Origin of the sequence: Streptomyces sp. SID5464 (assembly GCF_009862985.1) — a bacterium.
GTDB classification, from domain to species: domain Bacteria; phylum Actinomycetota; class Actinomycetes; order Streptomycetales; family Streptomycetaceae; genus Streptomyces; species Streptomyces chartreusis_D.
Genome location: NZ_WWIQ01000056.1, coordinates 1,713 through 28,169, shown reverse-complemented (window position 1 = coordinate 28,169; position 26,457 = coordinate 1,713). Strand labels below are relative to the sequence as shown.

Here is a 26,457-nt window from a genome sequence, read left to right as displayed (position 1 = left end):
CCCTGGCCGACGGTGTCGACGAGGCGCTTGTTGGCCTCCTGGATCTGGGTGTCGAGCTGGGCGAGGTTGCGGTCGACCTCCGCCTGCGCCGAGGCGGGGACGGCCGGCAGCTGGCCGGTGACGTCCGGGCACGTGATGGTGCCGGGACCCGCCAGCGTCCGGGCGTTCGTCCCGCCGCTCCCGGGCGTCTCCCCGGCGAGGGCGAAGCCGGCGATCACCGTGCCGGACAGTGCCACCGCGGCGGCGCCGCCGATGAAGCCGACGCGACGCTTGTTGTACTTCGGAAGAGCCCTGGACATGCGGATGCCTCACTAGGGGTCGGGGGATCGTCGGTGTCGAAACGCGGCGCCTGCGTTCGGCGAGAGGTACGCGTAAGCGGTTTCCCGCGTTCAAAGGAGCTGCAAAGTCGTCTCGGCATGGCCGGAATCGGGCCCTCGATCCGAGATGCATTGACGAATCATGCAGAGGTCTGCATAATCATGCAGGTCAGTGTCAGCAGTATGAGGAGAAGAACCCGTGACCGAGCGCGTCGTACTCGCCTATTCCGGCGGTCTTGACACCTCCGTCGCCATCGGCTGGATCGCCGAGGAGACGGGCGCCGAGGTCATCGCGGTCGCGGTGGACGTCGGCCAGGGCGGCGAGGATCTGGACGTCATCCGCAAGCGCGCCCTCGCATGCGGCGCCGTGGAGGCCGAAGTGGCCGACGCCAAGGACGAGTTCGCCGAGGAGTACTGCCTCCCGGCGATCAAGGCCAACGCCCTCTACATGGACCGCTACCCGCTGGTCTCCGCCCTGTCCCGGCCGGCGATCGTCAAGCACCTCGTCGCAGCCGCCCGGAAGCACGGCGCCACGACCGTCGCCCACGGCTGCACGGGCAAGGGCAACGACCAGGTCCGCTTCGAGGCCGGCATCGCCGCCCTCGCCCCCGACCTGAAGTGCATCGCCCCGGTCCGCGACTACGCCATGACCCGCGACAAGGCCATCGCCTTCTGCGAGGCCAAGGGCCTGCCGATCGCGACCACCAAGAAGTCGCCGTACTCCATCGACCAGAACGTCTTCGGCCGCGCCATCGAGACCGGATTCCTCGAGGACATCTGGAACGGGCCGATCGAGGACATCTACGAGTACACCCAGAACCCGGCCGTCGCGCGCGAGGCCGACGAGGTGGTCATCACCTTCGAGGAGGGCGTGCCGGTCGCCCTCGACGGCGAGCCCGTCACCGTCCTCCAGGCCGTCCAGCAGCTCAACGAGCGCGCCGGAGCCCAGGGCATCGGCCGGATCGACATGGTCGAGGACCGGCTCGTCGGCATCAAGTCGCGTGAGGTCTACGAGGCTCCGGGCGCGATGGCGCTGATCACCGCCCACCAGGAGCTGGAGAACGTCACCGTCGAGCGCGAACTCGCCCGCTACAAGCGGGGCGTCGAGCAGCGCTGGAGCGAGCTGGTCTACGACGGCCTGTGGTTCTCCCCGCTCAAGCACGCCCTCGACGGCTTCGTCAACGAGGCGAACCAGTACGTCACCGGCGACATCCGGATGACCCTGCACGGCGGCCGCGCGGTCGTCACCGGCCGGCGCTCCGAGCAGTCGCTGTACGACTTCAACCTCGCCACCTACGACACGGGCGACACCTTCGACCAGTCCGCCGCCAAGGGCTTCATCGACATCTACAGCCTGTCCTCGAAGATCGCGGCACAGCGTCAGCTGCGGAAGCAGCACGACGGGAACCCGGCGTAGGCATATAAAGGTCCGCGTCACATCCGAACCTCTCTAGGAGCAACGCAAGTGAGCAGCAACAGCGGTGACGTACGGCTCTGGGGCGGCCGTTTCGCCGACGGTCCCGCCGAGGCCCTGGCCAAGCTGTCCGCGTCCGTCCACTTCGACTGGCGGCTCGCGCCGTACGACATCGCCGGTTCGCGCGCGCACGCGCGTGTGCTGCACAAGGCGGGCCTGCTCACCGAGGACGAGCTGACCCGGATGATCGCCGGGCTCGACCAGCTGGAGTCGGACGTCGCCGACGGCTCCTTCGTGGGCACCATCGCCGACGAGGACGTGCACACCGCCCTGGAGCGCGGCCTGCTGGAGCGGCTCGGCCCCGACCTCGGCGGCAAGCTGCGTGCGGGCCGCTCCCGCAACGACCAGGTCGCGACCCTGTTCCGCATGTACCTGCGCGACCACGCCCGGGTGATCGGCGGCCTGATCGCCGAGCTCCAGGACGCGCTGATCGGACTGGCCGAGGCCCACCCGGACGTGGCGATGCCCGGCCGCACGCACCTCCAGCACGCCCAGCCGGTCCTCTTCGCGCACCACGTCCTCGCCCACGTCCAGTCGCTGTCCCGGGACGCGGAACGGCTGCGCCAGTGGGACGAGCGGACGGCCGTGTCGCCGTACGGCTCGGGTGCCCTGGCGGGCTCCTCCCTCGGCCTGGACCCGGAGGCGGTCGCGAAGGACCTCGGCTTCGAGCACGGCAGCTCGGGCAACTCCATCGACGGAACGGCGTCCCGTGACTTCGTCGCCGAGTTCGCCTTCATCACGGCGATGATCGGCGTCAACCTCTCCCGGATCGCCGAGGAGGTCATCCTCTGGAACACGAAGGAGTTCTCCTTCGTGACCCTGCACGACGCGTTCTCGACGGGCTCGTCGATCATGCCGCAGAAGAAGAACCCCGACATCGCCGAGCTGGCCCGCGGCAAGTCCGGCCGCCTCATCGGCAACCTGACGGGCCTGATGGCCACGCTCAAGGCCCTCCCGCTCGCGTACAACCGCGACCTCCAGGAGGACAAGGAGCCGGTCTTCGACTCCATCGACCAGCTGGAGATCCTGCTGCCGGCCTTCACCGGCATGATGGCCACGCTCACCGTCCACCGGGAGCGCATGGAGGAACTGGCCCCCGCCGGCTTCTCCCTCGCCACTGACATCGCCGAGTGGCTGGTCAAGCAGGGCGTCCCGTTCCGCGTCGCCCACGAGGTCGCCGGCGAGTGCGTGAAGGTCGCCGAGGCCGAGGGCAAGGAACTGGACGAGCTGACGGACGAGCAGTTCGCGAAGATCTCGTCCCACCTCACCCCGGAGGTCCGCTCGGTCCTCAACGTCCCCGGAGCCCTGGCCTCCCGCAACGGCAGGGGCGGCACGGCCCCGAGCGCGGTGGCCGTTCAACTGGCAGAGGTGAAGGCGGACGTGGCGGCCCAGCACGAATGGGCTCTGGCCAAGAAGAAGAGCTGAGGGCAGCACGCTGCGGGGACGCGGGGAACTGCGCGACAAGCCACAGGCCACCCGCACGCGCCGAAACACAGCGAGCCCCGAGCTCTGAGGCGAAGGTCATCCCGGGGGTTACGTTGGTCGAAAGCCGCAGCCGACCGAACGGAGCCCCCGGATGCCCTTCGCCCGCCTGGCCACAGCGACAACCCCCACCTGCCACATCGGCCTAGGCCTCGCCGCCGTCGGACGCCCCGGCTACATCAATCTGGGTCGTGATCAGGACCTGCCGGCCGAGCGCACGGTTGACGCTCTGCGCGAGCGTACTCACCAACTCCTGGACGCCGCCTACGCCCAGGGCGTCCGCTACTTCGACGCCGCCCGCTCCTACGGCCGCTCTGAGGAGTTCCTCGCCGACTGGCTGAAGGCCCACCCGGGCCACGACGACATCGTCGTCGGCAGCAAATGGGGCTACACCTACACCGCCGACTGGTCCACCGACGCCGAGACGCACGAGGTCAAGGACCACACCCTCGCCACCTACGAACGGCAGCGCGCCGAGAGCGACGCCCTGCTCGGCGACCGGCTCGACCTCTACCAGATCCACTCGGTGACCCCGGACAGCCCGGCCCTCACCGACAAGGAACTGCACGCGAAGCTCGCGGAAGCCGCCGCCCAGGGCCTCACCATCGGCTTCTCCACCAGCGGTCCCGCCCAGGCGGACGCGATCCGCGCCGCCCTCGCCGTCACGGTCGACGGCGAACCCCTCTTCCGTACCGTGCAGTCCACGTACAACGCGCTGGAGACCTCCGCCGCCCCCGCCCTCGCCGAGGCCCATGACGCCGGCCTGACCGTGATCGTCAAGGAGGGCATGGCCAACGGCCGCCTCGCCGGACCGCACGCGCCGGACGTCCTGCAGGAGATCGCCGAGGAGGCCGGGCTGGGCTGCGACGCCATCGCCCTGGCGGTGGTCCTGCGGCAGCCCTGGGCCGGTGTCGTCCTCTCCGGCGCCGCCACCACCAACCAGCTCGCCTCCAACCTGCACGCGGCGGTCGTCGACCTCGACGACGACCAGCTGACCCGGCTGGCCACGCTGGTCGAGGAACCGCAGGTGTACTGGGAGCGGCGCGGGCAGCTGCCCTGGCACTGATCACCACCCCTTCGCACCCATCCGCGAACCGGCAGCCGTGAGTCACGCATGCCCAGTATGAGACATCTGTGTCTCATATGGGTTATGGTTGTCTCATGGCTGTCGATCCTGACCATGTGCTGCGCGCCGCCGCGGCCCTGCTGACCCACAAAGCCACCGCGACCATGGACGAGGTCGCGAAGGCAGCCGGGATCAGCCGTGCCACGCTGCACCGCCACTTCGCCGGGCGGGACGCCCTCGTCCGCGCGCTGGAGTCGCTGGGCATCGCCGAATGCGAGGCCGCGCTGGACGCCGCCCGGCTCGACGAGGGCACGGCGAGCGAGGCCGTACGCCGGCTGGTCGGAGCCATCGAGCCCGCCGCCGGACTGCTCGGGTTCCTCTACACCGAGAACCAGCTGTTCGAGGGCGAGGAGCAGAACGCGGGCTGGACGCTGATCGACGAGCGGATCTCCGCCCTGTTCCGGCGCGGCCAGCTCAGCGGCGAGTTCCGTATCGACCTCACGCCGGCCTGGCTCACCGAGGCGCTCTACGGCCTGCTGGCCTCCGGCGCCTGGATGGTGCAGAGCGGCAAGGGCGCCCCCAAGGACTTCCAGCACATGATCGTCGAGCTGCTGCTCGGCGGCGCACTACGGAGAGAGGAATCATGACCAGCACCCTGCAGCCGGCCGAGACAGCGGAGGCGGTGAAGCGCCCGGGCCGCTGGCTCGCGCTCGGCGTCCTCGTGCTCGCCGTGCTGCTGGTGGCCGTCGACGCGACCGTCCTCGGTCTCGCGACCCCCTACATCAGCGAGGACCTCAAGCCCTCGGGCACGCAGTTGCTGTGGATCGGTGACGTCTACTCGTTCGTCATCGCCGGTCTGCTCGTGTCCATGGGCAGCCTCGGCGACCGGATCGGCCGCAAGCGGATCCTGCTGGTCGGTGCCACGGCGTTCGGCGCGATATCCGTGGTCAACGCCTACGCCGGCACGCCCGAGATGATGATCGTCGCCCGGGCGCTGCTCGGCGTGGCGGGCGCGACCTTGATGCCGGCCACGCTCGCCCTGATCCGCAACCTCTTCCACGACCCGCGCGAACGCAGTCTCGCCGTGGGCATCTGGGGCGCCACCGCCTCCGCCGGTACGGCCGTCGGGCCGATCGTCGGCGGGTTCCTGCTGGAGCACTTCTGGTGGGGCTCGGTCTTCCTGATCAACCTGCCCGTGATGGCCGTCCTGGTCCTCGTCGGGATCAAGCTGCTGCCCGAGTCGCGCACCGCGAACCCCGGTCCCTGGGACCTGGTCAGCGTCGTGCTGTCGCTGGTCGGCATGGTCGGTGTCGTGTACGCGGTCAAGGAGGTCGCCGCGCACGGCTTCGCGTGGGGCACTCTGGCCGCGGGCCTGCTGGGCGCGGCCGCCCTCTACGGGTTCGTGCGCCGGCAGCTCACGCTCCCGGCCCCGCTGCTGGACATGCGGCTGTTCCGCAATCGCGGCTTCAGCGGGGCGGTGCTGGCCGACCTGCTGACCATCCTCGGCCTGTCCGGGCTGGTGTTCTTCCTCTCCCAGTACCTGCAACTCGTCCAGGGCCGGCGTCCGTTCGAGGCGGGTCTGGCGGAACTGCCCGCCGCGATCGGCGCGGTGGTGGCCGGTCTGCTCGCGGGGCGGGCGGCCCGGCGCTTCTCGGTACGGGCCGTCGTCTCCGCAGGGCTCGCGGCGATCGGCCTCGCCCTGGCCGCGCTCACGGTGATCGGCCAGTCCACCGGCTACCCGCTGCTCGGGGCCGCGCTGCTGGTGGTCGGTGTCGGAGCCGGTCTCTCGTTCACCGTGACCGCCGACGTGATTCTCTCCAGCGTGCCCAAGGAGCAGGCGGGGTCCGCGTCCGCCGTGTCCGAGACGGCGTACGAACTCGGCGCGGCCCTCGGCATCGCCGTGCTCGGCTCCATCGTGACCGGCGTCTACCGCGACTTCACCGGCCCGGCGGGCACACCGGCCGCGGCCCACGAGTCGCTGGGCGGTGCCGTGGAGGCGGCCGCGAGCATGCCCGCGCACACCTCCGGGGTGATGCTGGACGCGGCCCGCACGTCGTTCGTCGACGGCCTGGCCCTCGCGGCCGGCGTCGGAGCGGCGGTCCTGCTCGCCGCGGCGGTGGCGGCGTGGTTCCTGCTGCGGGGGCAGCGGCTGGAGAGCGGCGGGGCGGACCACGCGTAGGCCCGCCGGAGAACGTGCCCCCTACGGGGGTGCGGCCAGCCCCTACACACCCGCAGCCGCAGAACTACGCCGCTTCCTTCGCCTTGCTCGCGTACATGTCCACATACTCCTGCCCGGACAACCGCATGACCTCGCTCATCACCGAGTCGGTCACGGCCCGCAGCACATACCGATCCCGGTCCATCCCCTCGTACCGGGAGAACTCCATCGCCTCACCGAACCGGACCGTGACCTTCCCCGGCCGCGGCAGCCCCGCGCCACCCGGCTGGATCCTGTCCGTGCCGATCATCGCGAACGGCACCACCGGCGCCCCCGTCATCAGCGTGAGCCGGGCGATCCCGGTACGCCCCCGGTACAGCCGCCCGTCGGGCGACCGCGTGCCCTCCGGGTAGATGCCGAAGACCTTGCCCTCCTCCAGCACCCGGCGCCCGGTCATCAGCGCGGCCACCCCGCCCCGGCCACCGTCACGGTCCACGGGGATCATGCCGACGCCGGTGAAGAACCAGGCCATCAGCCGGCCCTTGAAGCCCTTCCCGGTCACGTACTCGTCCTTGCCGATGAAGAAGACCTGACGGTCGCAGACCAGCGGCAGGATCATCGAGTCGATGAACGTCAGGTGGTTGCCGGCCAGGATGACCGGACCGTCGCCGGGAATGTGCTCCGCACCTTCCACCTGAGGGCGGAACATCAGGCGCATGATCGGGCCGAGCACTGCCTTGATGAGCGCGAAGCGGGACAACGGACCCTCCGGTGTCAAGGGATTCTGTATGAGTCTGTGCAGGTGAGGACGATACTCGCGGCCCCGGGGATCGCGCACATCGGGCACGGCGACTTAACCGAGGCCTTACGTACTGTTGACGCGTGTTTACCTGCGGTGACGCGCCGGGGACGGGGGCGTGACCCGGCCGCCGCATGTGACGGACGTCGCTCCCCGGGCGTATCGGACGCGTTCCCGGAACCGCCGCGCCGAATCACCCGGACGCGCCGAACCCGGCGCGCCGCCGACGAGCCGTCAGTTCGCAGCCCCCACCAGCCACTACGACATCCGTCGTCACCCACGTGTTCCGCCCGGCGTCTCCCACCCGTCATGTACGCGCCCGTACGATCGCCCCGCACGGACGAGCCGACGCAGGGAGGGCGCTCATGGGAACGCAGAGGCCGAACGAGGAAACGAGCGGAACCGGACGGCGGGCCCTGCTCGGCGCCGCGGTCCTCGGCGCCGGGGGAGCGGTCCTCGGCATGACCGGCACGGCGAGAGCCGACGGCGCCCGGCCCGGCGGAGAGCAGGGCGGGTACGGCGGGCAGGGCGGGCTGAAGAGCCTGCCCAAGCCGACGATCGTCGGCCACCGCGGCGCCAGTGGCTACCGCCCGGAGCACACCTTCGGCTCGTACCAGCTGGCCCTCGACATGGGCGCCGACATCGTCGAGGCGGGCGACCTGGTCCCGACGAAGGACGGGCACCTGGTCTGCCGTCATGAGCCGGAGATCGGCGGCACCACGGACGTCGCCGACCACCCCGAGTTCGCCGACCGCAAGAAGACCAAGCTCCTCGACGGCGTCTCCACCACCGGCTGGTTCACCGAGGACTTCACGCTCGCCGAACTGAAGACCCTACGGGCGATCGAGCGCATCCCGGCCAACCGCCCGCACAACACCCTCTACAACGGCCGGTGGGAGATCCCCACCTTCGAAGAGGTCCTGCGGTGGCAGGACGAGCAGACCCGCGAGCGCGGCAAGCAGGTGTGGATCTACCCCGAGCTCAAGCACCCCACCTACTTCCGCAAGCAGGGCCTCCCCCTGGAGGAGCGGGTCGCCAAGCTGCTGCGCAAGTACCGCAAGGACCGGCGCACCTCCCCGGTCATCCTCCAGTCCTTCGAGCCGACCAGCATCGAGCGGCTCAACAAGCTCGTCGACAACCCCCTGGTCGTCCTGCTGTCCTCGGCGGACAGCCGCCCCTGGGACTTCGTCGAGACGGGCGACCCGCGCACCGTCGCCGACCTGGTCAAGCCGGCCGGTCTGCGGGAGATCGCCTCCTACGCGCAGGGCATCGGCCCGACCCTCGACCTGATCATCCCGCGCGACGCCAAGGGCAACCTCACGCAGCCGACGGCACTCGTCCGGGACGCGCACAAGGTGGGTCTGATCCTGCACCCCTGGACGATGCGCAACGAGAACCCCTTCCTGCCCGCGAACTTCCGCAAGGGCACGGACGCGGACGCCTACGGTGACGTCTTCGGCGCGTACAAGGCGTACTTCGCGACCGGCATCGACGGCGTCTTCACCGACCAGCCCGACACGGGCGTGCTGGCCCGCGAGGACTACGTCGGCGACTGAGCGTCAACATGTGAGCTCACACCCCCCGGTCGAGTGGGCTTCGGCCGCCCGGGCAACCCTGGCCCGGGCGGCCGCGTCGCTCCGCATATGACGCTCGACCTGGTCACCGCCCTGCGCCCGCTGCTCACCGCCGAGGCCTCCGCGGAGGCATATGCCGCCGGAACCGATGCGGGCGACCTGGAGCAGGCGGTCTGGCTCCGTCTGCTGGAGCGCCTCGACGCCGAGGGCCCGCCGCTCGACCCGCAGGAATGGCTCCGCCGGGCCGTCCGCTCGGAAGCGCGCCGCACCCGCCGGACGAGCCGCCTCGAACGGCCGTACGTCGTCGAACCGGTCGACGACGGCGACCGGGGTCCCGAGCAGCTCGCCCTCGCCGCGGCCCGCGGCCGTGCTCTGCGCGCGGCCGTACGCCGCCTCCCGGGGCGCTGCCCCCGGCTCATGGAGGCCCTGCTCTCTCCCGAGGACCTGACATACCGGGAAATCGCAGGGGAGTTGGGTATCTCACAGGGGAGTCTTGGCCCGGAACGTTCCAGATGCCTGGGATGTCTGCGGAGATTGCTCGCACCGGAGGTTGCGGCCCGCTGAGGAGGGGGATAGGAGTGAGGAACGATAGGTGATCAGATGAGCGGGAGGCGTGCGCACATGGGCATGAGCGTGACCATCTCTGCGGCGGCCGAGCAGGACGCGGAGCAGATCTTCAGGCTGCAATACCTGTGCTTCCAGTCGGAGGCGGCGCTGTACGGCAACTACCGCATCGACCCGCTCGTCCAAACCCTCGACTCGGTCCGCGAGGAGGTCGCCCGCGACTGCGTCTTCGTGGCCCGGCTCGGCGACGAGGTCGTCGGCTCGGTCCGCGGATCGGTCACCGAGGACGGCGCCGCCGCGATCGGCAAGCTCTGCGTCCACCCCCGCCTCCAGGGTCACGGCATCGGCGCCCGCCTGCTCCGAGCCGCCGAAGCGGCCCTCGCCGACCAGCACGGAGCCACCCGCTTCCGCCTCCACACCGGCCACCGCAGCGAAGGCAACCTCCGCCTCTACCGCAAGGTGGGCTACCAAACGGTGGGCACGTCCGAGGGCGCGGACGGCGTACCGATGATCGTCCTGGAGAAGCCGGCCGGTACCTACGCGGCGACAGCTTGATCTTGCCCTCCAGGGGCGCGGGGAACTGCGCGAGCAACCACATACGGCCCGCGGCCGCCTGACGAACCTCAGGCGGCATCCTCCCGAGGCGCACCCTTCCGCAGCCAATAGATGGCGGACAGCGGCAAGAGCACGGGAATGAAGACGTAGCCCATCCCGAAGTCCGACCACACGGTCGCATCCGGAAACGCCGACGGCTCGATCAACGTCCACGTCCCCACCGTCAGCACCCCCACCAACTCGGCCACACAGCACGCCAGCGCAGCCTTCCGTCCCGTCTCCCCACCCCGCACCAGCGAATACGTGATGAACCCGTACACGACACCGGCCACCGCCGACAGCGAGTACGCCAGCGGCGCCCGGTCGAACTCCGTCGCGATCTGAAACACGGACCGCGACACCGCCCCCACGACCATCACGCCGTACAGCCAGACAAGCAGCGTGCCCGGCCCGCTGGTCAGTCGCCGCCGGCTCACCTCAGCCTCCCCAGATGTCATAGAGCCGCACCTCCAGCACGGCCAGCACCACACCGCCGGCGGCTACCGTCACCGAACCCCAGCGGGTGCGCTCCGCCAGCGACATGAAGCCCGCCGCCGGGACACACGCGAACGCCCCGAGCAGATACGCCACGAAGATCGTCGTGCCCTGCTCCGGCTTCTCGCCCTGCGCCAGCAGCACGATCCCCACCACCAGCTGGACCAGCGACAGCAGGGTGACCACGGCCATCCCGATGAAGTGCCAGTCCTTGGTCGGCTGGTCACGGAAGGCCGCCCAGCCGCACCAGGCGGCGAGCAGCAGCGCGGCGACGCCGGTCACCAGCGTCAGGGCATCAAGCATGCTGCGACCTTATTACGGCCGAAAAGGCCCGATGCTTCCGGCCCTGGCCTGCACCGTAGGGTCGAGGGCATGAAGATCCACGCGCACGCCCTGCTGTTCGACAACGACGGAACCCTGGTCTCCTCCCTCTCCTCGGTGGACCGCTGCTGGACGCGGTGGGCCACGGAGTACGGGATCACGGCCGAGGAGTTCGCCCGGGTCGAGCTGCACGGCCGGCCGGCCGCCGAGATAGCCGCCGACCTGCTGCCCGCCGACGTGGTCCCGGAGGCCGTCGCGCGGATCGAGGACCTGGAGGTGGAAGACGTGCCAGGCGGCGGGGTGCACCTGCTGCCGGGGACCCGTGCCTTCCTCGACGCCCTGCCCGCCGAGCGCTGGGCCGTCGTCACCTCCGCCACCCGGCGGCTGGCCGAGGCCCGGCTCGACGCCGTCGGCATCCTGCCCAAGACGCTCGTCGCCGCGGACGACGTCACCCGCGGCAAGCCCGACCCCGAGCCCTATCTGCTCGCCGCCCGCGCCCTCGGCGTCGACCCCACCCGGTGCGTCGTCTTCGAGGACGCCCCCGCGGGCCTGACGGCCGGCCGCGCCGCCGGCATGACCACCGTGGCGTTGACCACAACCCACCAGGCTCACGAACTCCGTGCCGACCTGGTGGTCGAGGACCTGTCGGCCCTGTCCGCACTGGTCACCGAGCAGGGTGTGGAGATCTCCCTGCGCGACTGATGGAAGCCGGCGGATCCCAGCCCCTGTCCACCGCTGTCCAGCATCCGGACAGCGGCGGCCGGTCAGGACCGTACGCGTGTTTTACTGACGGCATGACCACGACGAGCGACCGCATCCCCGCGACCGAGGCGACCATGGCGCCCGGTGCTCGTTGTACGTGTCGAATGTGCGCTTTCTAGAGGGCCCCCGCACCACCCCCTGAGCTCGCGCCCCGAAGCGAGACCGCGGCATGTCCGCACGCCCCGAGCGCTGCGTGACACCAAGCCGCCCGCGCACATGTTCTCCCCGGTTCCACGCCCCAGCGAGAACCGTGTCGCGTCCCTGAACGAATGCCTCTGTGCCCGGGCACACCCACGCCCGCGCACTCGACAGTGACGGAAACCCACGTGATCACCACAACGGACCTGACCAAGGTCTACCGTTCGCGCGGCCGCGAGGTCACCGCCCTGGACGGCGTCGACCTGCACGTCCGCGAAGGCGAGGTGTACGGCGTCATCGGCCAGTCCGGCGCCGGCAAGTCCTCGCTCATCCGCTGCGTCAACCTCCTGGAACGGCCCACCTCGGGCACCGTGACGGTCGCCGGACAGGACCTCACCGCCCTGGCCGGCCGCGGCCCGCGCGCCGGAAGGGAACTGCGGCAGGCGCGCAGCCGGATCGGCATGGTCTTCCAGCACTTCAACCTCCTGTCCTCCCGGACCGTCCAGGACAACGTCGAACTGCCGCTGGAGATCCTCGGCAAGTCCGGCGCGGAACGCTCCCGCAAGGCACGGGAGCTGCTCGACCTGGTCGGCCTCGCCGACAAGGCCAAGGCCTACCCGGCGCAGCTCTCCGGCGGTCAGAAGCAGCGCGTCGGCATCGCCCGCGCCCTGGCCGGCGACCCGAAGGTGCTGCTGTCCGACGAGGCCACCAGCGCCCTCGACCCGGAGACCACCCGCTCGATCCTGGCGCTGCTGCGCGACCTCAACCGGCAGCTCGGCCTGACCGTCCTGCTCATCACGCACGAGATGGACGTCGTGAAGTCGGTCTGCGACTCCGCCGCGCTCATGGAGAACGGCCGCATCGTCGAGTCCGGCACGGTCAGCGAGCTGCTGGCCACCCCCGGCTCCGAACTGGCCGCCGCGCTGTTCCCGCTCGACGGCGAGGCCTCCGGCGAGGACCGCACCGTCGTCGACGTCACCTTCCAGGGCGAGAGCGCGACCCAGCCCGTCATCTCGCAGCTCGCCCGCACCTACAACATCGACATATCGATCCTCGGCGCCGCCATCGACACCGTCGGCGGGCTCCAGGTCGGCAGGATGCGCATCGAACTGCCCGGCCGCTACGAGGACAACGTCGTGCCGATCGGCTTCCTGCGCGAACAGGGCCTCCAGATCGACGTCCCGGGACATGAGTCCGCACTGGCGAAGGAAGGTGCCAAGTGACCTGGTCCGAGATGCAGCCCCTGCTGGAGCAGGCGTGTTGGGACACCCTCTACATGGTCGGCTGGTCCACGCTCATCGCCGTCGTCGGCGGACTGCCGCTCGGCATCCTGCTGGTCCTCACCGACCGCGGCGGCCTGCTCCAGAACCTCGTCGCCAACAAGGTCATCGGGCAGATCGTGAACATCGCCCGCTCGCTGCCGTTCATCATCCTGATGGTCGCGCTGATGACCTTCACCCGCTGGATCACCGGCACCACCATCGGCCGCGAGGCCGCCATCGTGCCGCTCGCCATCGGCGCCATCCCCTTCTTCGCGCGCCTGGTCGAGACGGCCGTCCGCGAAGTGGACCACGGGCTGGTCGAGGCCGTGCAGGCCATGGGCGGCAACACCTGGACCGTCGTGCGCAAGGTCCTCGTCCCCGAGTCACTGCCGTCGCTGATCTCCAGCACCACCACCACGATCGTCGCCCTCATCGGCTACTCGGCGATGGCGGGCACCGTCGGCGCCGGCGGCCTCGGCGACATCGCCATCCGGTACGGCTACCAGCGCTTCGAGACCCAGCTGATGTGGATCACCGTCGCGATCCTCGCCGTCGTCATCTCGGTCATCCAGTTCGCCGGCGACTACGCGGCCCGCTCCCTGCACCGCCGCGGCGCCCACTCGGGACCCGCCCCGAAACTGCGGCTGCTCAAAGCCGCCTCCTGAGCTCCCCGTTCACCCACAACGGGGTCGCACCACCCGCAAGGTCATAAGGAAAGGCACTTTTCGTGCGTAACACCGCCAAGATCACCACCGCCGTCCTCGCCGCCGGAGCCCTCACCCTCGGGCTCAGCGCCTGCGGCGCGGGCGACTCCGGCTCCGACGGACCCCTGATCGTCGCCGCCAGCCCCGTCCCGCACGCCGAGATCCTCAACTACGTCAAGGACCACCTGGCGAAGAAGGAGGGCCTGGACCTCCAGGTCAGGGAGTTCACCGACTACGTCACGCCGAACACGGCGACGCAGGACGGCTCCGTGGGCGCCAACTACTTCCAGAACAAGCCGTACCTCGACGACTTCAACAAGAAGAACGGCACCGACATCGTGCCCGTCGTCACGGTCCACCTGGAGCCGCTCGGCCTCTACTCCCACAAGGTCGAGAAGGCCGACGACCTGAAGAGCGGTGCGACCGTCGCCATCCCCAACGACACGGTGAACGAGGCCCGCGCCCTCAAGCTCCTCGCCGCCCACGGGCTCATCACCCTCAAGGCGGGCGTCGGCAACGAGGCGACCCCTGCCGACATCACGAAGAACCCCAAGAACCTCAAGTTCAAGGAGCTGGAGGCGGCCCAGACGCCGCGCTCCCTCGACGACGTGGACGCCGCCGTCGTCAACGGCAACTACGCCATCGAGTCCGACCTCAAGCCGTCGAAGGACGCCCTCGTCCTGGAGTCCCCGAAGAACAACCCCTACGGCAACTTCCTCGCCGTGAAGAAGGGCGAGGAGAACGACCCGCGCGTGAAGAAGCTCGCGAAGCTCCTGACCTCGCCCGAGGTGAAGAAGTTCATCCAGGACAAGTACGCCGGCTCCGTGCTCGCCTCCTTCTGAGGCGACGCCCGGCACCCGCCCCGCACGGGGTCCTCCCGCACCGGGTGGGGGAGGGCCCCGTGGTGCGGATCAGTGCTTTCATGCTGCATGCTGGGCAGTTCAGCAGGCCCTGAAGGTTCACCGAAGGTTACGGAGCGCGCATGACGAGCACCTTTCCCAACGTCTCCATCAGCACGGAGCGGTTGGTCCTGCGCCCCTTCGAGGAGCCGGACATCCAGTCGTTCGCCGACATGATGAACGACGAGCTCGTCACCGCCTGGACCACCGTCCCGCAGCCCTACACCGAGGCCCACGCACGCTCCTGGATCACCGAACAGGCCCCCGCCGAACGGGCCGAGGGCCGCGGCATCGTCTTCGCCGTCACCGAGTTCCTCACCCAGCGCCTCGTCGGCATCGTCCACCTCCGGAACACCGACTGGCGGATCCGCTCCAGCGAGATCTCCTACGTCATCGCCCCCTGGGCACGCGGCGAGGGCTACGCCTCCGAGGCGGCGCTCATCACCGCGCAGTGGCTCTTCAACGACCAGAAGTTCGAGCGCCTCGAACTGCGCACCCCGGCCGACAACACCGCCTCCCAGCAGGTGGCCCAGAAGATCGGCTGCATCAGCGAGGGAGTGCTGCGCGGCGCCTGGATAGCCCGGGCGCGGACGGACGACGGCGAGTGGACCGAGGTACGCACCGACCTGATCGTCTGGAGTCTGCTCCCCGAGGACCTCGAAGGCGTCGGCGACCAGCTGCCCGGCGGCTTCACGTCCTTCGGCGACTGGAACTGACGTCGACGACCGGAACTGACGTCGACGACCGGAACTGGCGTCGGCGACCGGAACCGACCAGGAACGGACACCGCGCGCGACGGCACGCCGCCCCCTCCGGCGGCTGCACCGGGTACTCTCACGGAGCCCGCCTGCGGGCAGCTCATCACACGACACACAGACGACCTGCGAAAACCCCTGGAGACTGACGACGATGGCCGACCGGGTCACGGTGATCGGCTGGGACGGTTCGCCGCTGACCGCCGCGGCACGCGCCGCCCTGGGTGGAGCCACGCTCGTGGCGGGTGCCGCCCACCACCTGGCGCTCCACGAGGTACCCGCGGGCGCCGAGCGCATCCGCCTCGGCAGCGTCGCCCTGGCCGCCCGCCGCATCGCCGCCCACCGCGGCACGGCCGTCGTGCTCGCCGACGGCGACCCCGGCTTCTTCGGCGTCGTACGCACCCTGCGCGCCCCCGAGTTCGGCCTCGAAGTGGAGGTCGTCCCCGCCGTCTCCTCGGTCGCCGCCGCCTTCGCCCGCGCCGGCATGCCCTGGGACGACGCACAGGTGGTCGTCGCACACCGCCGCACCCTGCGCCGCGCGGTGAACGTGTGCCGTGCCCACACCAAGGTGGCAGTGCTCACCTCACCCGGTGCCGGCCCCGCCGAACTCGGCCTGCTCCTCGAAGGAGTCCACCGCTCCTTCGTCATCTGCGAGGAACTGGGCACCGCACACGAGCGGGTCAGCGTCGTCACCTCCGACAAGGCCGCCGACCACACCTGGCGCGACCCCAACGTCGTCATCGTCCTCGGCGGTCCGGCCCGGCCGGACACGGCGGGGGAGACCGGCTGGATCGCCGGCCGCGACCCGTCCGCCGGACCACGCGGCTGGTCCCTGCCCGCCGGGACGTACGGCGGTGACCTCGGCGAGGGTGAGACCCAGCTGCTGCGCGCCTCCCAACTCGCCCGCCTCGGACCACGTGTCGGCGACCTCGTGTGGGACATCGGCTGCGGCAGCGGCGCCTTCGCCATCGAGGCCGCGCGCGCCGGCGCCGCCGTGATCGCCGTCGACAGCGACCGGGCGGCCTGCGCCCGCACCGACGCGGCCGCCCGCCGCCTCGGCGTCCAGCTCCAGATCGTGCACGGCACCGCCCCGCACGTGCTGGAGAACCTCCCCGAACCCGACGTCGTCCGCGTCGGCGGCGGGGGAGCGGCCGTCGTATCGGCCGTCGCCGACCGCCGCCCACAGCGCATCGTCACGCACGCCGCCACCCGCGACGCCGCCGAACTCATCGGCCGGGACCTGACGGAACACGGGTACGGCGTCGAGTGCGCCCTGCTCCAGTCCGTCGAACTCGACACCCGGGCCTGGACGGAGAAGGAACGGAGCGTCGCGTTCCTGCTCAGCGGGGTGCTGCCCCGCCGCAGCGCCTGACCCGGCCGCCGTCCCCGTGATCGGGTTGTCGTACTGCGCGCGGTAGGCTGGCCGATCGCTGCACCGCACGCGGACGTCCGGCAGTTCGTCGGCCAATGTCCGGAAAACCCGCCCGTTTTGGGGGGAGTGTGGTACGGCAGAACCGGAGGACGCGCAACGTGGCGCAGTCCACAGCGGAACCGTCGCGGATCAAGGTGCCGTGAGGGTGCTTCGGCCGCAACAATGCCAGTGAGTGGCTTTGTCGCCTTTTCCGGGCGGGCCGTTCGTGCCGCTGGGGACGCACGCTCGTTCTTCACTGTGGGGCGGTCGGTGCGCCGTTCCGGGTGAGCTGGTCGTAGGAGCACTAACCGATGGGCGAGGGGTACGCATGACCGACACCGGCCAGGTCCCGGGCGAGGGACTGCCGGAGAGCGCAGGCATGGTGGAACAGCCGGGCGCCCCCGCGCACGGTGCGTACGCCTACCTCTCCGAGAACCCCGCCGAGGACGAAGACCTGCTGCTGCCGGGCTCCCACGGCGCCTGGGGCAACGAGGTCGCCCCGCCCGCGCCGGAGCCGGTCGTCGAGGCCGTGCACCAGCCGGGCCCGCACGAGATCTCAGGCCGCGACAGCGGCTCTGTCGACCTCGGCGGCGTCCGCCTGCCCGACCCGCCGCCGATCCCGCCCATCACCCCGCGCCGGCCGCTGCACCTCGGCCCGCCGCTCCCCGACAGCTCCGCGAGCCCGGTCCGCTCGCTCGCCGACCGCGGCCCCGCGGAAGCGCCGGTACGACAGCCCGCGGCGGCGGCGCCCGGCCCCGAGTACCTCGACGTCCCGCGCACTCCGGAGGAGCCCGCGCCGGCTGCCGCGCCCTGGGGCGCGCAGGTTCCGCCCCAGGCCCCGGTGAGCGCCGGGGCGGCGCCTGCGGAAACGGTTGTTCCGGCAGCGGAGCCGGCGGGCACGGCCCAGGCCGTCGCCACCCGCGTCGCCCCGGAGCCGGCCCCCGCGGCACCGCCGGCGCCGACCGGATCCGGACAGGGCACCTATGCCGAACAGCCGGCGCAGCCCGCGCAGGGTGCGGCGGTGCCGGGCGAGCCCGCCGGTACCTCCGGGGACCAGGTGGCCGCGGCCGAGCCCGGGGTTGCTGCTGAGCAGGCCGCCGTGGCCGCTGCCCAGCCGGTTGCCGCTGCCGAGTCCGTGCAGAGCACGGCGGTTGCGGGCGAGCCCGCTGGGGCCGGCGTCGGTCCGGAGGGCGGGCAGGTGGCCGCCGCCGAGCCGGTGCAGGGCGCTTCCGAACAGGGCGCAGGCGTTGCCGGTGACCCCGTCGGCGCGGGCGTCTCACCGGACGCCGGCCAGGCGGCCGCCGCCGAGACCGGGGCCGTGGCCGCTGCCGAGCCGGCTCCGGGGGATGTGCCGGGGCCGGTCGTGGACGGTTCTGGTCAGGACGGTGCGCCGGCACGTGCCGATGCTTCTCCCGCGGTGCCCGGGCCGAGTGCCGCAGGCGAATCCGCCGAGGGTGGTGAGCAGGCCCCGGCGGCTGCCGCGGAGCAGGGCGCGGCAGCCGCTCCTGTCCCCGAGGCCGCCCCGGTGCCCGAGGCGGTCGAGCTCCCGGAGGCCGCCACCGCGCCCGAGCCCGCTGTCGTGGCTCCGCCCGAGGCGGATGCGGGGGAGACGGCCGCCGCCCAGGCGCCGGCCGCGGTGGGGCCCGACGCTGCTGCACAGGAACAGGCAGCGCGGGTCGCCCCCGAGGCTGCCGCACCGGCCGCGCCCGCGACCGAGTCCGTCGCGCAGGAGCCGGAGGCCGATGGCGGTGAGGCCGCCCAGCAGGCTGCTGAGCCGATCGCCCCGGCCCACGAGGCGGTTGACGCCGGTGCAGCCGCGCAGGAACCCGAGCTGACGGCACCGCAGACGGCCGCTGCCGCCCCCGAAGCGCCCGCCCCGGCCCCTGAAGCGCCCGCCCCTGCCACCCCCGTCCCGACCCCCGAGGCGGTCGCCCCGGAAGCCGGCGCTCCGGCTGCCGAGGCTCCCGCGTCCGCCGACACACCCGCCCCCGAGTCGCCCACCGACGCACCGGAGACCACCGCACCGACTCAGCCCCCTGCCGCAACCGTGCCCCCTCAGCCCACCGAGACGGCGCCCGACCCCGGAGCTGAGGCCCCCGCACCCGCCCAGGCGGCCCCCGACGCGACCGCCGAAGCACCGGCACCGGCTCGGGCTCCTGAAGCAGCCGTGCCCGACCCCGCAGTCGAGGCGGCGCCGGCACCCGAGCCGGTGGCCGCCGTCTCCGAGCCGGTAGCCACACCCGAAACCGCCGAAGCCACCCAGGCCCCCTGGGCACCGGAAGCCCCCCAGACCCCCCAGCCCCCGGAGACCACCCCGGCACCCGCCGAGGACGTCACCGTCGTACTCCCCGGCCCGGCGCCGGACGCGCAGGCCGGACAGCACGTCCAGGGCCCGCAGCAGTCCCAGGCGGCCGTCCCCCAGCCGGCCCAGCCCGAGGCGGAACCCGTGGTCATCGTCCCCGCACCCCGCGAAGGCGACGCCGAACTCGCACAGAACCCCGACGACCTGGACACCCGGGGCGCCGAACAGGAAGACCTGGCGGATCAGGAACGCCACCAAGCAGAGAGCGCGGCCGCAGTGGCAGAAGCACGACAGTCCACCGGTCCCGCCGCCCCCGGCTACGACCCCGCCGAGCGCGAGGCCGTGCTGAAGGTCATGCGTGAACGCCGCGACATCCGCAACGGCTTCCGCGGCGACCCCATCCCGCACGAGGTGCTGCTCCGCGTCCTGGAGGCCGCCCACCACGCGCCCTCGGTCGGCCACTCGCAGCCCTGGGACTTCGTCGTCATCCGCTCCGCCGACACCCGCCGCGCGATGCACGAACTGGCCATGCGCCAGCGCGACGCGTACGCGAAGTCCCTCCCCAAGGGCCGGGCGAAGCAGTTCAAGGAACTGAAGATCGAGGCCATCCTCGACACGCCGGTGAACATCGTCGTCACCGCCGACCCGACCCGCGGCGGTCGCCACACCCTCGGCCGCCACACCCAGCCCCAGATGGCGCCGTACTCGGCCGCCCTGGCCGTGGAGAACCTGTGGCTCGCCGCCCGCGCCGAAGGCCTCGGCGTCGGCTGGGTCAGCTTCTTCGACGAGCGCGAGATGGTCCGCGCCCTCGGCCTGCCCGAGCACCTCGAGGTCATCGCCTACCTGTGCGTCGGTTACGTCGACGAGTTCCCGGACGAGCCCGAGCTGCTCCAGGCGGGCTGGTCCAAGCGCCGCCCGCTGTCCTGGGTGGTGCACGAGGAGACGTACGGCCGCCGCGCCCTGCCCGGAGAGGAACCGCACGACCTGCTCGCCGAGACCGTCGCGCAGATCCGCCCGCTCGACGCCAAGGCGCTCGGCGAGGCGTGGGAGCGCCAGAAGCGCATGACCAAGCCGGCCGGCGCGCTGGGCATGCTGGAGATCATCTCCGCCCAGCTGTCGGGCCTGTCCCGACAGTGCCCGCCGCCCATCCCGGAGCCCGCGGCCGTGGCGATCTTCGCCGGTGACCACGGCGTGCACGCCCAGGGGGTGACTCCCTGGCCGCAGGAGGTCACGGCCCAGATGGTGGCCAACTTCCTCGGCGGCGGCGCCGTCTGCAACGCCTTCGCCACCCAGGTGGGCGCCGAGGTCTGCATCGTCGACGTGGGCGTCGCCGCCGACCTCCCGGCCACGCCGGGCCTGCTGCCCCGCAAGGTGCGGGCCGGCACGTCCGACATGACCACCGGTCCCGCGATGACCCGCGAGGAGGCCAGGCAGGCCATCGAGGTCGGCATCGAGACCGCCCGCGACCTGGTCGCCGCCGGCAACAAGGCCCTGCTCACCGGTGAGATGGGCATCGCGAACACGACCTCCTCCGCCGCGCTGATCTCCGTCTTCACGGGCGCGGACCCGGCCGAGGTGACGGGCCGGGGCACCGGTATCAACGACGAGACCCTCGCCCGCAAGACCGAGGTCGTCCGCCGGGCCCTCGAACTCCACCAGCCGGACCCGGCCGACCCGATCGGCGTGCTCGCCGCGATCGGCGGCTTCGAACACGCCGCCATCGTCGGCCTCCTCCTCGGTGGCGCGTCCCTGCGCACGCCGGTGATCCTGGACGGCGTGAGCGCCGGCGCCGCCGCCCTGGTGGCCCGCGCCATCGCCCCGGAGGTCTTGGCGGCGTGCATCGCCGGCCACCGCAGCGCCGAGCCCGGCCACGTGGCCGCCCTGAACAAGCTCGGCCTGCGCCCCCTGGTCGACCTCGACCTCCGCCTCGGCGAGGGCACGGGCGCCCTGCTGGCCCTCCCCCTGGTCCAGAGCACGGCCCGGGCGATGCACGAGGTGGCGACGTTCGATTCGGCGGGGGTGACCGAGAAGTAGCGCAAGGCGGGCTCAGGGGCGCCGCATCCCGGTGACTCGTACGCGCCGTGGGTCCGTGGGCAGTCGTTCCGAGGGGCGGAACGGGTGGCACGGACCCACTCCCGCACCCGTCAAGGACGCTCAGCCACCGGACGCCCGTGCCGCCTCGAACCCCCGCGCCGTAAAATCCGCACGTCAGGGCTACCGAACCACCGCCGCAACAGGAGCCGCACCTTCATGGCCGAACACCCCGCCTACCCCGTAGGCCTCCGCCTCACCGGCCGCCGCGTGGTCGTCCTCGGCGGCGGCCAGGTCGCCCAGCGCCGCCTCCCGGCCCTCATCGCGGCGGGCGCGGACGTCCTCCTGGTGTCCCCCGAGGTCACCCCCTCCGTCGAAGCCATGGCGGACGCCGGCGAGATCACCTGGCACAAGCGCCCCTACGAGGAGGGCGACCTCGCCGACGCCTGGTACGCCCTGATCGCCACCGGCGACACGGAGGCCAACACCCGGGCCTCCGCCGAGGCGGAACGCCGCCGCGTCTGGTGCGTCCGCTCCGACGACGCCGACGAGGCGACGGCCTGGACCCCGGCCACCGGCCACAGTGAGGGCGTCACGGTCGCCGTGCTGACCACGGACGCCCGCGGCCGCGACCCCCGCCACACCGCCGCCATCCGCGACGCCGTCGTCGAGGGCCTGCGCGACGGCACACTCGTCGCCCCGCACCACCGCACTCGCACGCCCGGAGTCGCCCTGGTCGGCGGCGGCCCCGGCGACCCGGACCTGATCACGGTGCGCGGCCGCCGCCTGCTCGCCGAGGCCGACGTCGTCATCACCGACCACCTGGGCCCGCGCGACCTGCTCGCGGAGCTGCCCCCGAACGTCGAGGTGATCGACGCGGCGAAGCTGCCGTACGGCAGGTTCATGGCGCAGGAGGCCATCAACAACGCGCTGATCGAGTACGCCAAGCAGGGCAAGTCGGTTGTACGGCTCAAGGGCGGCGACCCCTACGTCTACGGGCGCGGCATGGAGGAGTTCCAGGCGCTCGCCGAGGCGGGCGTCCCCTGCACGGTCGTGCCCGGCATCTCCAGCTCGATCTCGGTCCCGGGAGCAGCCGGCATCCCGGTCACCCACCGTGGTGTCGCCCACGAGTTCACGGTGGTCAGCGGCCACATCGCCCCCGACGACGAGCGCTCCCTGGTCGACTGGCCGTCCCTCGCCAAGCTGACCGGCACGCTGGTGATCCTCATGGGGGTCGCCACGATCGGGAAGGTCGCCGAGACGCTCATCGCCCACGGCAAGGCCCCGGACACGCCCGTGGCCCTGGTCCAGGAAGGCACGACGGCCGGCCAGCGCCGGGTCGACGCGACCCTGGCGACGGTCGGGGAGACCGTGAAGACCGAGGACGTGAAGCCCCCCGCGGTCATCGTCATCGGCGAGGTCGTGAAGGTCGGCCCGACGGTCACCGCGCCCCGCGAGTAACCCCGGGTAACCCAACCCGTCCCAAGCCGTTGGCACCGCACCCAGGACAAGGCAGTATCACCCTGTGGCCGATCTCATCACCGTCGAGGATCCCGACGACCCGCGCCTGCACGACTACACCGGTCTGACCGACGTGGATCTGCGCCGCAAGCGCGAACCCGCCGAGGGCCTCTTCATCGCGGAGGGCGAGAAGGTCATCAGAAGGGCCAAGGAAGCGGGTTACGAGATGCGGTCCATGCTGCTCTCGGCCAAGTGGGTCGACGTCATGCGCGACGTCATCGACGAGCTCCCCGCCCCCGTCTACGCGGTCAGCCCGGAACTCGCCGAGCAGGTCACCGGCTACCACGTGCACCGGGGCGCGCTCGCCTCCATGCAGCGCAAACCCCTGCCCGCGGCGGCCGAACTCCTCCAGACCGCCCGCCGCGTCGTGATCATGGAGTCGGTCAACGACCACACCAACATCGGCGCGATCTTCCGCTCCGCAGCCGCCCTGGGCATGGACGCGGTCCTGCTCTCCCCGGACTGCGCCGACCCTCTCTACCGCCGCAGCGTGAAGGTCTCCATGGGCGCGGTGTTCTCCGTTCCCTACGCCCGTCTGGACACCTGGCCCAAGGGCCTGGAGTCCGTCCGCGAGGCCGGCTTCACGCTGCTCGCCCTGACCCCCGACGAGAAGGCCCGGTCCCTCGACGAGGCCGCCCCGCACACCATGGACCGTGTGGCCCTCATGCTCGGCGCCGAGGGCGACGGCCTGTCCACGCAGGCCCTGGTCGCCGCCGACGAGTGGGTCCGCATCCCCATGTCCCACGGCGTCGACTCCCTCAACGTGGGCGCTGCGGCGGCCGTGGCCTTCTACGCCGTGGCCACCGGCCGCCCTCAGTCCTGAGTCCCAAGTCCTGGGAGCCGTACGTGGAACAGCGCCAGGCGATCGTCGCCGTACTGCGGCGCGGGGACCGCGTCCTCGCGATCCGGCGGGGCCCGGCGGTCGCCCGTCCCGGCTACTGGCAGCCGCTGAGCGGCAGGCTCGAACCGGGCGAGACCCAGGAGCAGGCGGTCGTCCGGGAGGTCCGGGAGGAGGTCGGCCTCACCGTCGCGCCGCTGGCGAAGGTGTGGGAGTCGGAGACCGACGACCACCGCTTCCGCCTCCACTGGTGGACCGCCCGCGCGGACACGGGGGAGGTCGTCCCCGACCCGGACGAGGTCGCCGAGACCCGCTGGGTCACGCCGGAGGAGTTCCTCGCCCTGGACCCGGTCTTCGACGGCGACCGCGAGTTCTTCGAGCGGATCCTGCCGGAGCTGTGACGGCGGCCCTGGGGTCGTGAAGCCCTACGGTGCGAAGCCCCGCTGCGCGTGCTCCTGCCGGACCCCGCCCCCTTCGCCGCCGAGTCCCCGCGCCGAGCCCTGGCAGCCCTGCACCAGGGCGATGCCGACCGCCACCAGCAGCGTCACCACGACGAACACGAACAGCCGCTGCCGCAGCAACCGGGGATTGGCGGGCCGCAGCCCGGTCCCGGTGTTCCTGGACGCCGGACGCCCGGTGCCGCTGTGCGGGGCGGGACGGCCGGAGCTGCCCGACCGGGTCCCGTTGCGCCCGGTGGGTGTCGGCCGTGCTCCGGACCGCGACGGGGCGCCGCCGCGTGAGGCGCCGGAGCCGCGCACCGGATTCCTGCCGCGGTTCCCGCTGCCCGTCGACCGGCTTCCGCCGCCCACCGCCCGGGCTCCGCCCCGCGCGCCGGCTCCGTTCTGGGAAGCCGGACCGCCCGTCGACGGACCGCCGTCCCCGGGCCCGGAGGAGCGCCGCGGCGGGGGAGTCCCCCGGCCCCGCTGCGCCCCGGACGCCCCCGCACCCTGCTGTCCCTGCGGACGCCGGCCACGCTCGGGGTAGGTGTCGATGGGCCGGTCCGCATCGGCACCGCGGGGCGCGGGCGGCCGGACGCCGGCGACGTCCTGTGCCTCGCGGGCCGCGATCTCCTTGAGCCGCATGGACAGTTGGAGCGTGCTGGGCCGCTCCTCGGGGTCCTTCGCCAGGCACGCCCGGACGAGCGGAGCCAGTGCGTCGGGTACGCCGTGCAGCTGCGGTTCCTCGTGCACGACCCGGTACAGCATCACCTCGGAACTGCCGTGCCCGAAGGGCGAGTCGCCCATGGAGGCGTACGCGAGCGTGGCACCGAGCGAGAACACGTCCGTGGCCGGTGTGACGGCGGCCCCGCGCACCTGCTCCGGCGCGAGGAAGCCAGGCGAGCCGACCGCCGTACCGACGTGGGTGAGCGTCGAGGCGCCGGTGGCCCAGGCGATGCCGAAGTCGATGATCCGCGGCCCCTTCGGGGACAGCAGGATGTTGGACGGCTTCAGGTCCCGGTGCACGACCCCGGCCTCGTGCACGGCGACCAGGCCCTCCGACAGGGCGGCGCCGACCGCGGCCACGTCGGCCGCGCCGAGCGGCCCCTCGGCGGCGACCTTGTCGTGCAGGGAGGGGCCGGGCACGTACTGCGTGGCGAACCAGGGCCGGTCCGCGTCGAGGTCGGCGGCCACGAGCCGTGCCGTGCACCCGCCGCGGATCCGCCGTGCCGCCGAGACCTCCCGGGCGAACCGCGAGCGGAACTCCTGGTCCTCCGCCAGGTCAGGCCGGATGACCTTGAGCGCGACCCGCTGCCCCTTCTTGTCGGAGCCCAGGTAGACCACGCCCATCCCGCCCGCGCCGAGCCGTCTGTGAAGCCTGAACGAGCCGACGACGCGCGGGTCCTCGCGCCTCAGGCGCATCATCGCCATGTTCATCCCCGCTGCCCGGTCCTGTGACGAGCCACAGCTTACGTTTCCACGGCCGCCTGCGCGCAGAGGCCGCGCCCTCTCGGGCCGACGGATTGTCAGTGGTGGGTGGGAGACTTGAAGGGTGGTCAGGGGGCGCGCGCACAGGCCGTGTTCGCGCGGGGGACGGCCCCAACCTCCTGGCCCGGAAGGGGGATTGGACCCGTGAAGGGTGACCGTGTGGAGATAGTCGTGGACGCCGGCGACACGACGCGCACGTACGAGGTGGTGGCGAGCAGAGCGGGCCGCAGGGTGGAGACGGCGGTACGCCGAGGTGTCGTGGAAGTGAGCGAAGTCACCCGGAGCGGAACAGTCGTGCGTACCGCCCGCTTCATGGCGAACCGGGTGCTGGCCCTGGTGGAGCAGCCGATTCCGCGGGAGGAAAGCTAGGACAAAGCGGGGTGAGCCGGGCGTCCCGTCGGGGAAGACCCTGAGAACCGGGTCTCCGTCTCCACCCAGGGGAGTACGTCGCGGGTGACGGCTCATCCTCCGGGAGGCCCGGCAATCGGTACGAGGGCATGACGTCCGGGACGGGGCGGACGCCTAGATTTGATGTCAAGCGGCGGGTGCAGCACTCGTCCCCCGAGGTCAGACACCCGCCGCTGCCAACGACAACCGAGAACGGTCAGGAGAGGGACCATGGCCCACACGGCACCGCGGACACTGATCCGCGAGGAGGGACGCAAGGTGTACGCCGCCGCGTTCCGCCGCCGCCAGGGCCGCCGCCACCCCCTGGTGGCGACGCTGATGGCCCTTCCCCTGGCGGTCCTGCTCCTCCTCGTCTTCGACGGGTGGGAGACAGTGGCCACACAGGCGTCGTCCGTGGGAGAGATGCTGGGGCGCTGAGCGGCGACCCCAGGCCCGGAAGAGCGGTCCGGGCGGGGACATCCCACCCATGAAACCCCGTGGGGACGGGGGTGCGGCGGACGGCACAAATGCCGGCGCAGCTGGGGAGCTGCGCCGGCATTATTTTTGCGCACGTGCAGGTCCGCTGAGCTGCGGGCGATCGTGCCGCCAAGGGCGGCACGGGTGGGCGATGGGGGTCCCCTGCTCGAGCGAAGCCGAGAGCTTGGGGCAGGCGCCCCG

General features: G+C 71.9%; 25 protein-coding genes. 20 read left to right on the top strand and 5 right to left on the bottom strand.

Features of this window, described 5'->3' with window-relative positions; all coding sequences use genetic code 11:
• A partial coding sequence (locus GTY47_RS27360) for a hypothetical protein (RefSeq protein WP_010045183.1) occupies positions 1-299 on the bottom strand: 299 nt, incomplete at its 3' end.
• A 217-nt stretch (positions 300-516) separates the two neighbouring features.
• Between GTY47_RS27360 and GTY47_RS27355 the strand changes: the two genes are divergently transcribed.
• The 5 genes from GTY47_RS27355 to GTY47_RS27335 all read left to right on the top strand — a co-directional run bounded on the left by GTY47_RS27355 (position 517) and on the right by GTY47_RS27335 (position 6,518).
• Positions 517-1,734, top strand: a complete 1,218-nt coding sequence (locus GTY47_RS27355; protein ID WP_010045181.1) for an argininosuccinate synthase — start codon at positions 517-519, stop codon at positions 1,732-1,734.
• A gap of 48 nt (positions 1,735-1,782) precedes the next feature.
• On the top strand, positions 1,783-3,216 hold the full coding sequence (gene argH / locus GTY47_RS27350) for an argininosuccinate lyase (RefSeq protein WP_010045180.1): 1,434 nt from the start codon (positions 1,783-1,785) through the stop codon (positions 3,214-3,216).
• A 151-nt stretch (positions 3,217-3,367) separates the two neighbouring features.
• Positions 3,368-4,339: an aldo/keto reductase gene (locus GTY47_RS27345; RefSeq protein WP_010045178.1), complete on the top strand. Its 972-nt coding sequence runs from the start codon at positions 3,368-3,370 to the stop codon at positions 4,337-4,339.
• A gap of 95 nt (positions 4,340-4,434) precedes the next feature.
• Complete coding sequence (locus GTY47_RS27340; RefSeq protein WP_010045176.1) at positions 4,435-4,986, top strand: TetR/AcrR family transcriptional regulator; 552 nt, start codon at positions 4,435-4,437, stop codon at positions 4,984-4,986.
• Positions 4,983-6,518 carry an MFS transporter gene (locus tag GTY47_RS27335; RefSeq protein ID WP_010045175.1) on the top strand — a complete coding sequence of 512 codons (1,536 nt, stop codon included), beginning with the start codon at positions 4,983-4,985 and terminating at the stop codon, positions 6,516-6,518. The genes GTY47_RS27340 and GTY47_RS27335 overlap by 4 nt, the downstream gene beginning before the upstream one ends.
• A gap of 64 nt (positions 6,519-6,582) precedes the next feature.
• Here GTY47_RS27335 and GTY47_RS27330 read toward each other — a convergent pair whose 3' ends face one another.
• Positions 6,583-7,257, bottom strand: a complete 675-nt coding sequence (locus GTY47_RS27330) for a lysophospholipid acyltransferase family protein (protein WP_010045172.1) — start codon at positions 7,255-7,257, stop codon at positions 6,583-6,585.
• Between the two features lie 404 nt (positions 7,258-7,661).
• Here GTY47_RS27330 and GTY47_RS27325 point away from each other — a divergent pair, with 404 nt between their 5' ends.
• The 3 genes from GTY47_RS27325 (at position 7,662) to GTY47_RS27315 (ending at position 9,989) form a co-directional block, all read left to right on the top strand.
• Positions 7,662-8,852 (top strand): glycerophosphodiester phosphodiesterase, encoded by a 1,191-nt coding sequence (locus GTY47_RS27325; protein ID WP_010045171.1) that lies wholly within the window; start codon positions 7,662-7,664, stop codon positions 8,850-8,852.
• A gap of 87 nt (positions 8,853-8,939) precedes the next feature.
• The gene (locus tag GTY47_RS27320) at positions 8,940-9,434 is read left to right on the top strand and encodes a sigma-70 family RNA polymerase sigma factor (RefSeq protein ID WP_010045169.1); all 495 of its coding nucleotides are present in this window, start codon (positions 8,940-8,942) and stop codon (positions 9,432-9,434) included.
• 57 nt (positions 9,435-9,491) lie between these two features.
• Positions 9,492-9,989, top strand: a complete 498-nt coding sequence (locus GTY47_RS27315; protein ID WP_010045168.1) for a GNAT family N-acetyltransferase — start codon at positions 9,492-9,494, stop codon at positions 9,987-9,989.
• A 68-nt stretch (positions 9,990-10,057) separates the two neighbouring features.
• On the opposite strand, the gene GTY47_RS27310 is transcribed toward GTY47_RS27315, so the two are convergent.
• Positions 10,058-10,486: a hypothetical protein gene (locus GTY47_RS27310; protein WP_010045166.1), complete on the bottom strand. Its 429-nt coding sequence runs from the start codon at positions 10,484-10,486 to the stop codon at positions 10,058-10,060.
• Complete coding sequence (locus GTY47_RS27305) at positions 10,467-10,826, bottom strand: hypothetical protein (protein ID WP_010045165.1); 360 nt, start codon at positions 10,824-10,826, stop codon at positions 10,467-10,469. The genes GTY47_RS27310 and GTY47_RS27305 overlap by 20 nt, the downstream gene beginning before the upstream one ends.
• 69 nt (positions 10,827-10,895) lie before the next feature.
• Here GTY47_RS27305 and GTY47_RS27300 point away from each other — a divergent pair, with 69 nt between their 5' ends.
• The 10 genes from GTY47_RS27300 (at position 10,896) to GTY47_RS27255 (ending at position 23,868) form a co-directional block, all read left to right on the top strand.
• Positions 10,896-11,546, top strand: coding sequence for an HAD family hydrolase (locus tag GTY47_RS27300; RefSeq protein ID WP_010045164.1), 651 nt, complete (start codon positions 10,896-10,898; stop codon positions 11,544-11,546).
• Positions 11,547-11,932: 386 nt separating this feature from the next.
• Complete coding sequence (locus GTY47_RS27295; RefSeq protein WP_010045159.1) at positions 11,933-12,967, top strand: ATP-binding cassette domain-containing protein; 1,035 nt, start codon at positions 11,933-11,935, stop codon at positions 12,965-12,967.
• Positions 12,964-13,671: a methionine ABC transporter permease gene (locus GTY47_RS27290; RefSeq protein WP_010045156.1), complete on the top strand. Its 708-nt coding sequence runs from the start codon at positions 12,964-12,966 to the stop codon at positions 13,669-13,671. Before GTY47_RS27295 ends, GTY47_RS27290 begins: the two co-directional genes overlap by 4 nt.
• Positions 13,672-13,733: 62 nt before the next feature.
• Positions 13,734-14,552, top strand: coding sequence for a MetQ/NlpA family ABC transporter substrate-binding protein (locus GTY47_RS27285; RefSeq protein WP_010045153.1), 819 nt, complete (start codon positions 13,734-13,736; stop codon positions 14,550-14,552).
• Positions 14,553-14,692: 140 nt separating this feature from the next.
• Complete coding sequence (locus GTY47_RS27280) at positions 14,693-15,325, top strand: GNAT family N-acetyltransferase (protein WP_010045151.1); 633 nt, start codon at positions 14,693-14,695, stop codon at positions 15,323-15,325.
• Positions 15,326-15,518: 193 nt separating this feature from the next.
• On the top strand, positions 15,519-16,736 hold the full coding sequence (gene cbiE / locus GTY47_RS27275) for a precorrin-6y C5,15-methyltransferase (decarboxylating) subunit CbiE (RefSeq protein WP_010045149.1): 1,218 nt from the start codon (positions 15,519-15,521) through the stop codon (positions 16,734-16,736).
• Positions 16,737-17,103: 367 nt separating this feature from the next.
• Positions 17,104-21,111, top strand: a complete 4,008-nt coding sequence (gene cobT / locus GTY47_RS27270; RefSeq protein ID WP_010045147.1) for a nicotinate-nucleotide--dimethylbenzimidazole phosphoribosyltransferase — start codon at positions 17,104-17,106, stop codon at positions 21,109-21,111.
• Between the two features lie 216 nt (positions 21,112-21,327).
• Positions 21,328-22,569, top strand: coding sequence for a uroporphyrinogen-III C-methyltransferase (gene cobA, locus GTY47_RS27265; RefSeq protein WP_010045145.1), 1,242 nt, complete (start codon positions 21,328-21,330; stop codon positions 22,567-22,569).
• Between the two features lie 64 nt (positions 22,570-22,633).
• Complete coding sequence (locus tag GTY47_RS27260; RefSeq protein WP_010045144.1) at positions 22,634-23,452, top strand: RNA methyltransferase; 819 nt, start codon at positions 22,634-22,636, stop codon at positions 23,450-23,452.
• 23 nt (positions 23,453-23,475) lie between these two features.
• Complete coding sequence (locus GTY47_RS27255; RefSeq protein ID WP_010045142.1) at positions 23,476-23,868, top strand: NUDIX domain-containing protein; 393 nt, start codon at positions 23,476-23,478, stop codon at positions 23,866-23,868.
• A gap of 24 nt (positions 23,869-23,892) precedes the next feature.
• Here the strand turns inward: GTY47_RS27255 and GTY47_RS27250 are convergent, their stop codons facing one another.
• Entirely contained in the window at positions 23,893-25,341 is a 1,449-nt protein-coding gene (locus tag GTY47_RS27250) for a serine/threonine-protein kinase (protein ID WP_010045139.1), read from the bottom strand.
• A 195-nt stretch (positions 25,342-25,536) separates the two neighbouring features.
• Here GTY47_RS27250 and GTY47_RS27245 point away from each other — a divergent pair, with 195 nt between their 5' ends.
• Both GTY47_RS27245 and GTY47_RS27240 read left to right on the top strand, forming a co-directional pair.
• Complete coding sequence (locus tag GTY47_RS27245; protein WP_040903875.1) at positions 25,537-25,761, top strand: hypothetical protein; 225 nt, start codon at positions 25,537-25,539, stop codon at positions 25,759-25,761.
• 249 nt (positions 25,762-26,010) lie between these two features.
• Entirely contained in the window at positions 26,011-26,217 is a 207-nt protein-coding gene (locus tag GTY47_RS27240; RefSeq protein WP_010045133.1) for a hypothetical protein, read from the top strand.
• Positions 26,218-26,457 lie beyond the last annotated feature (240 nt).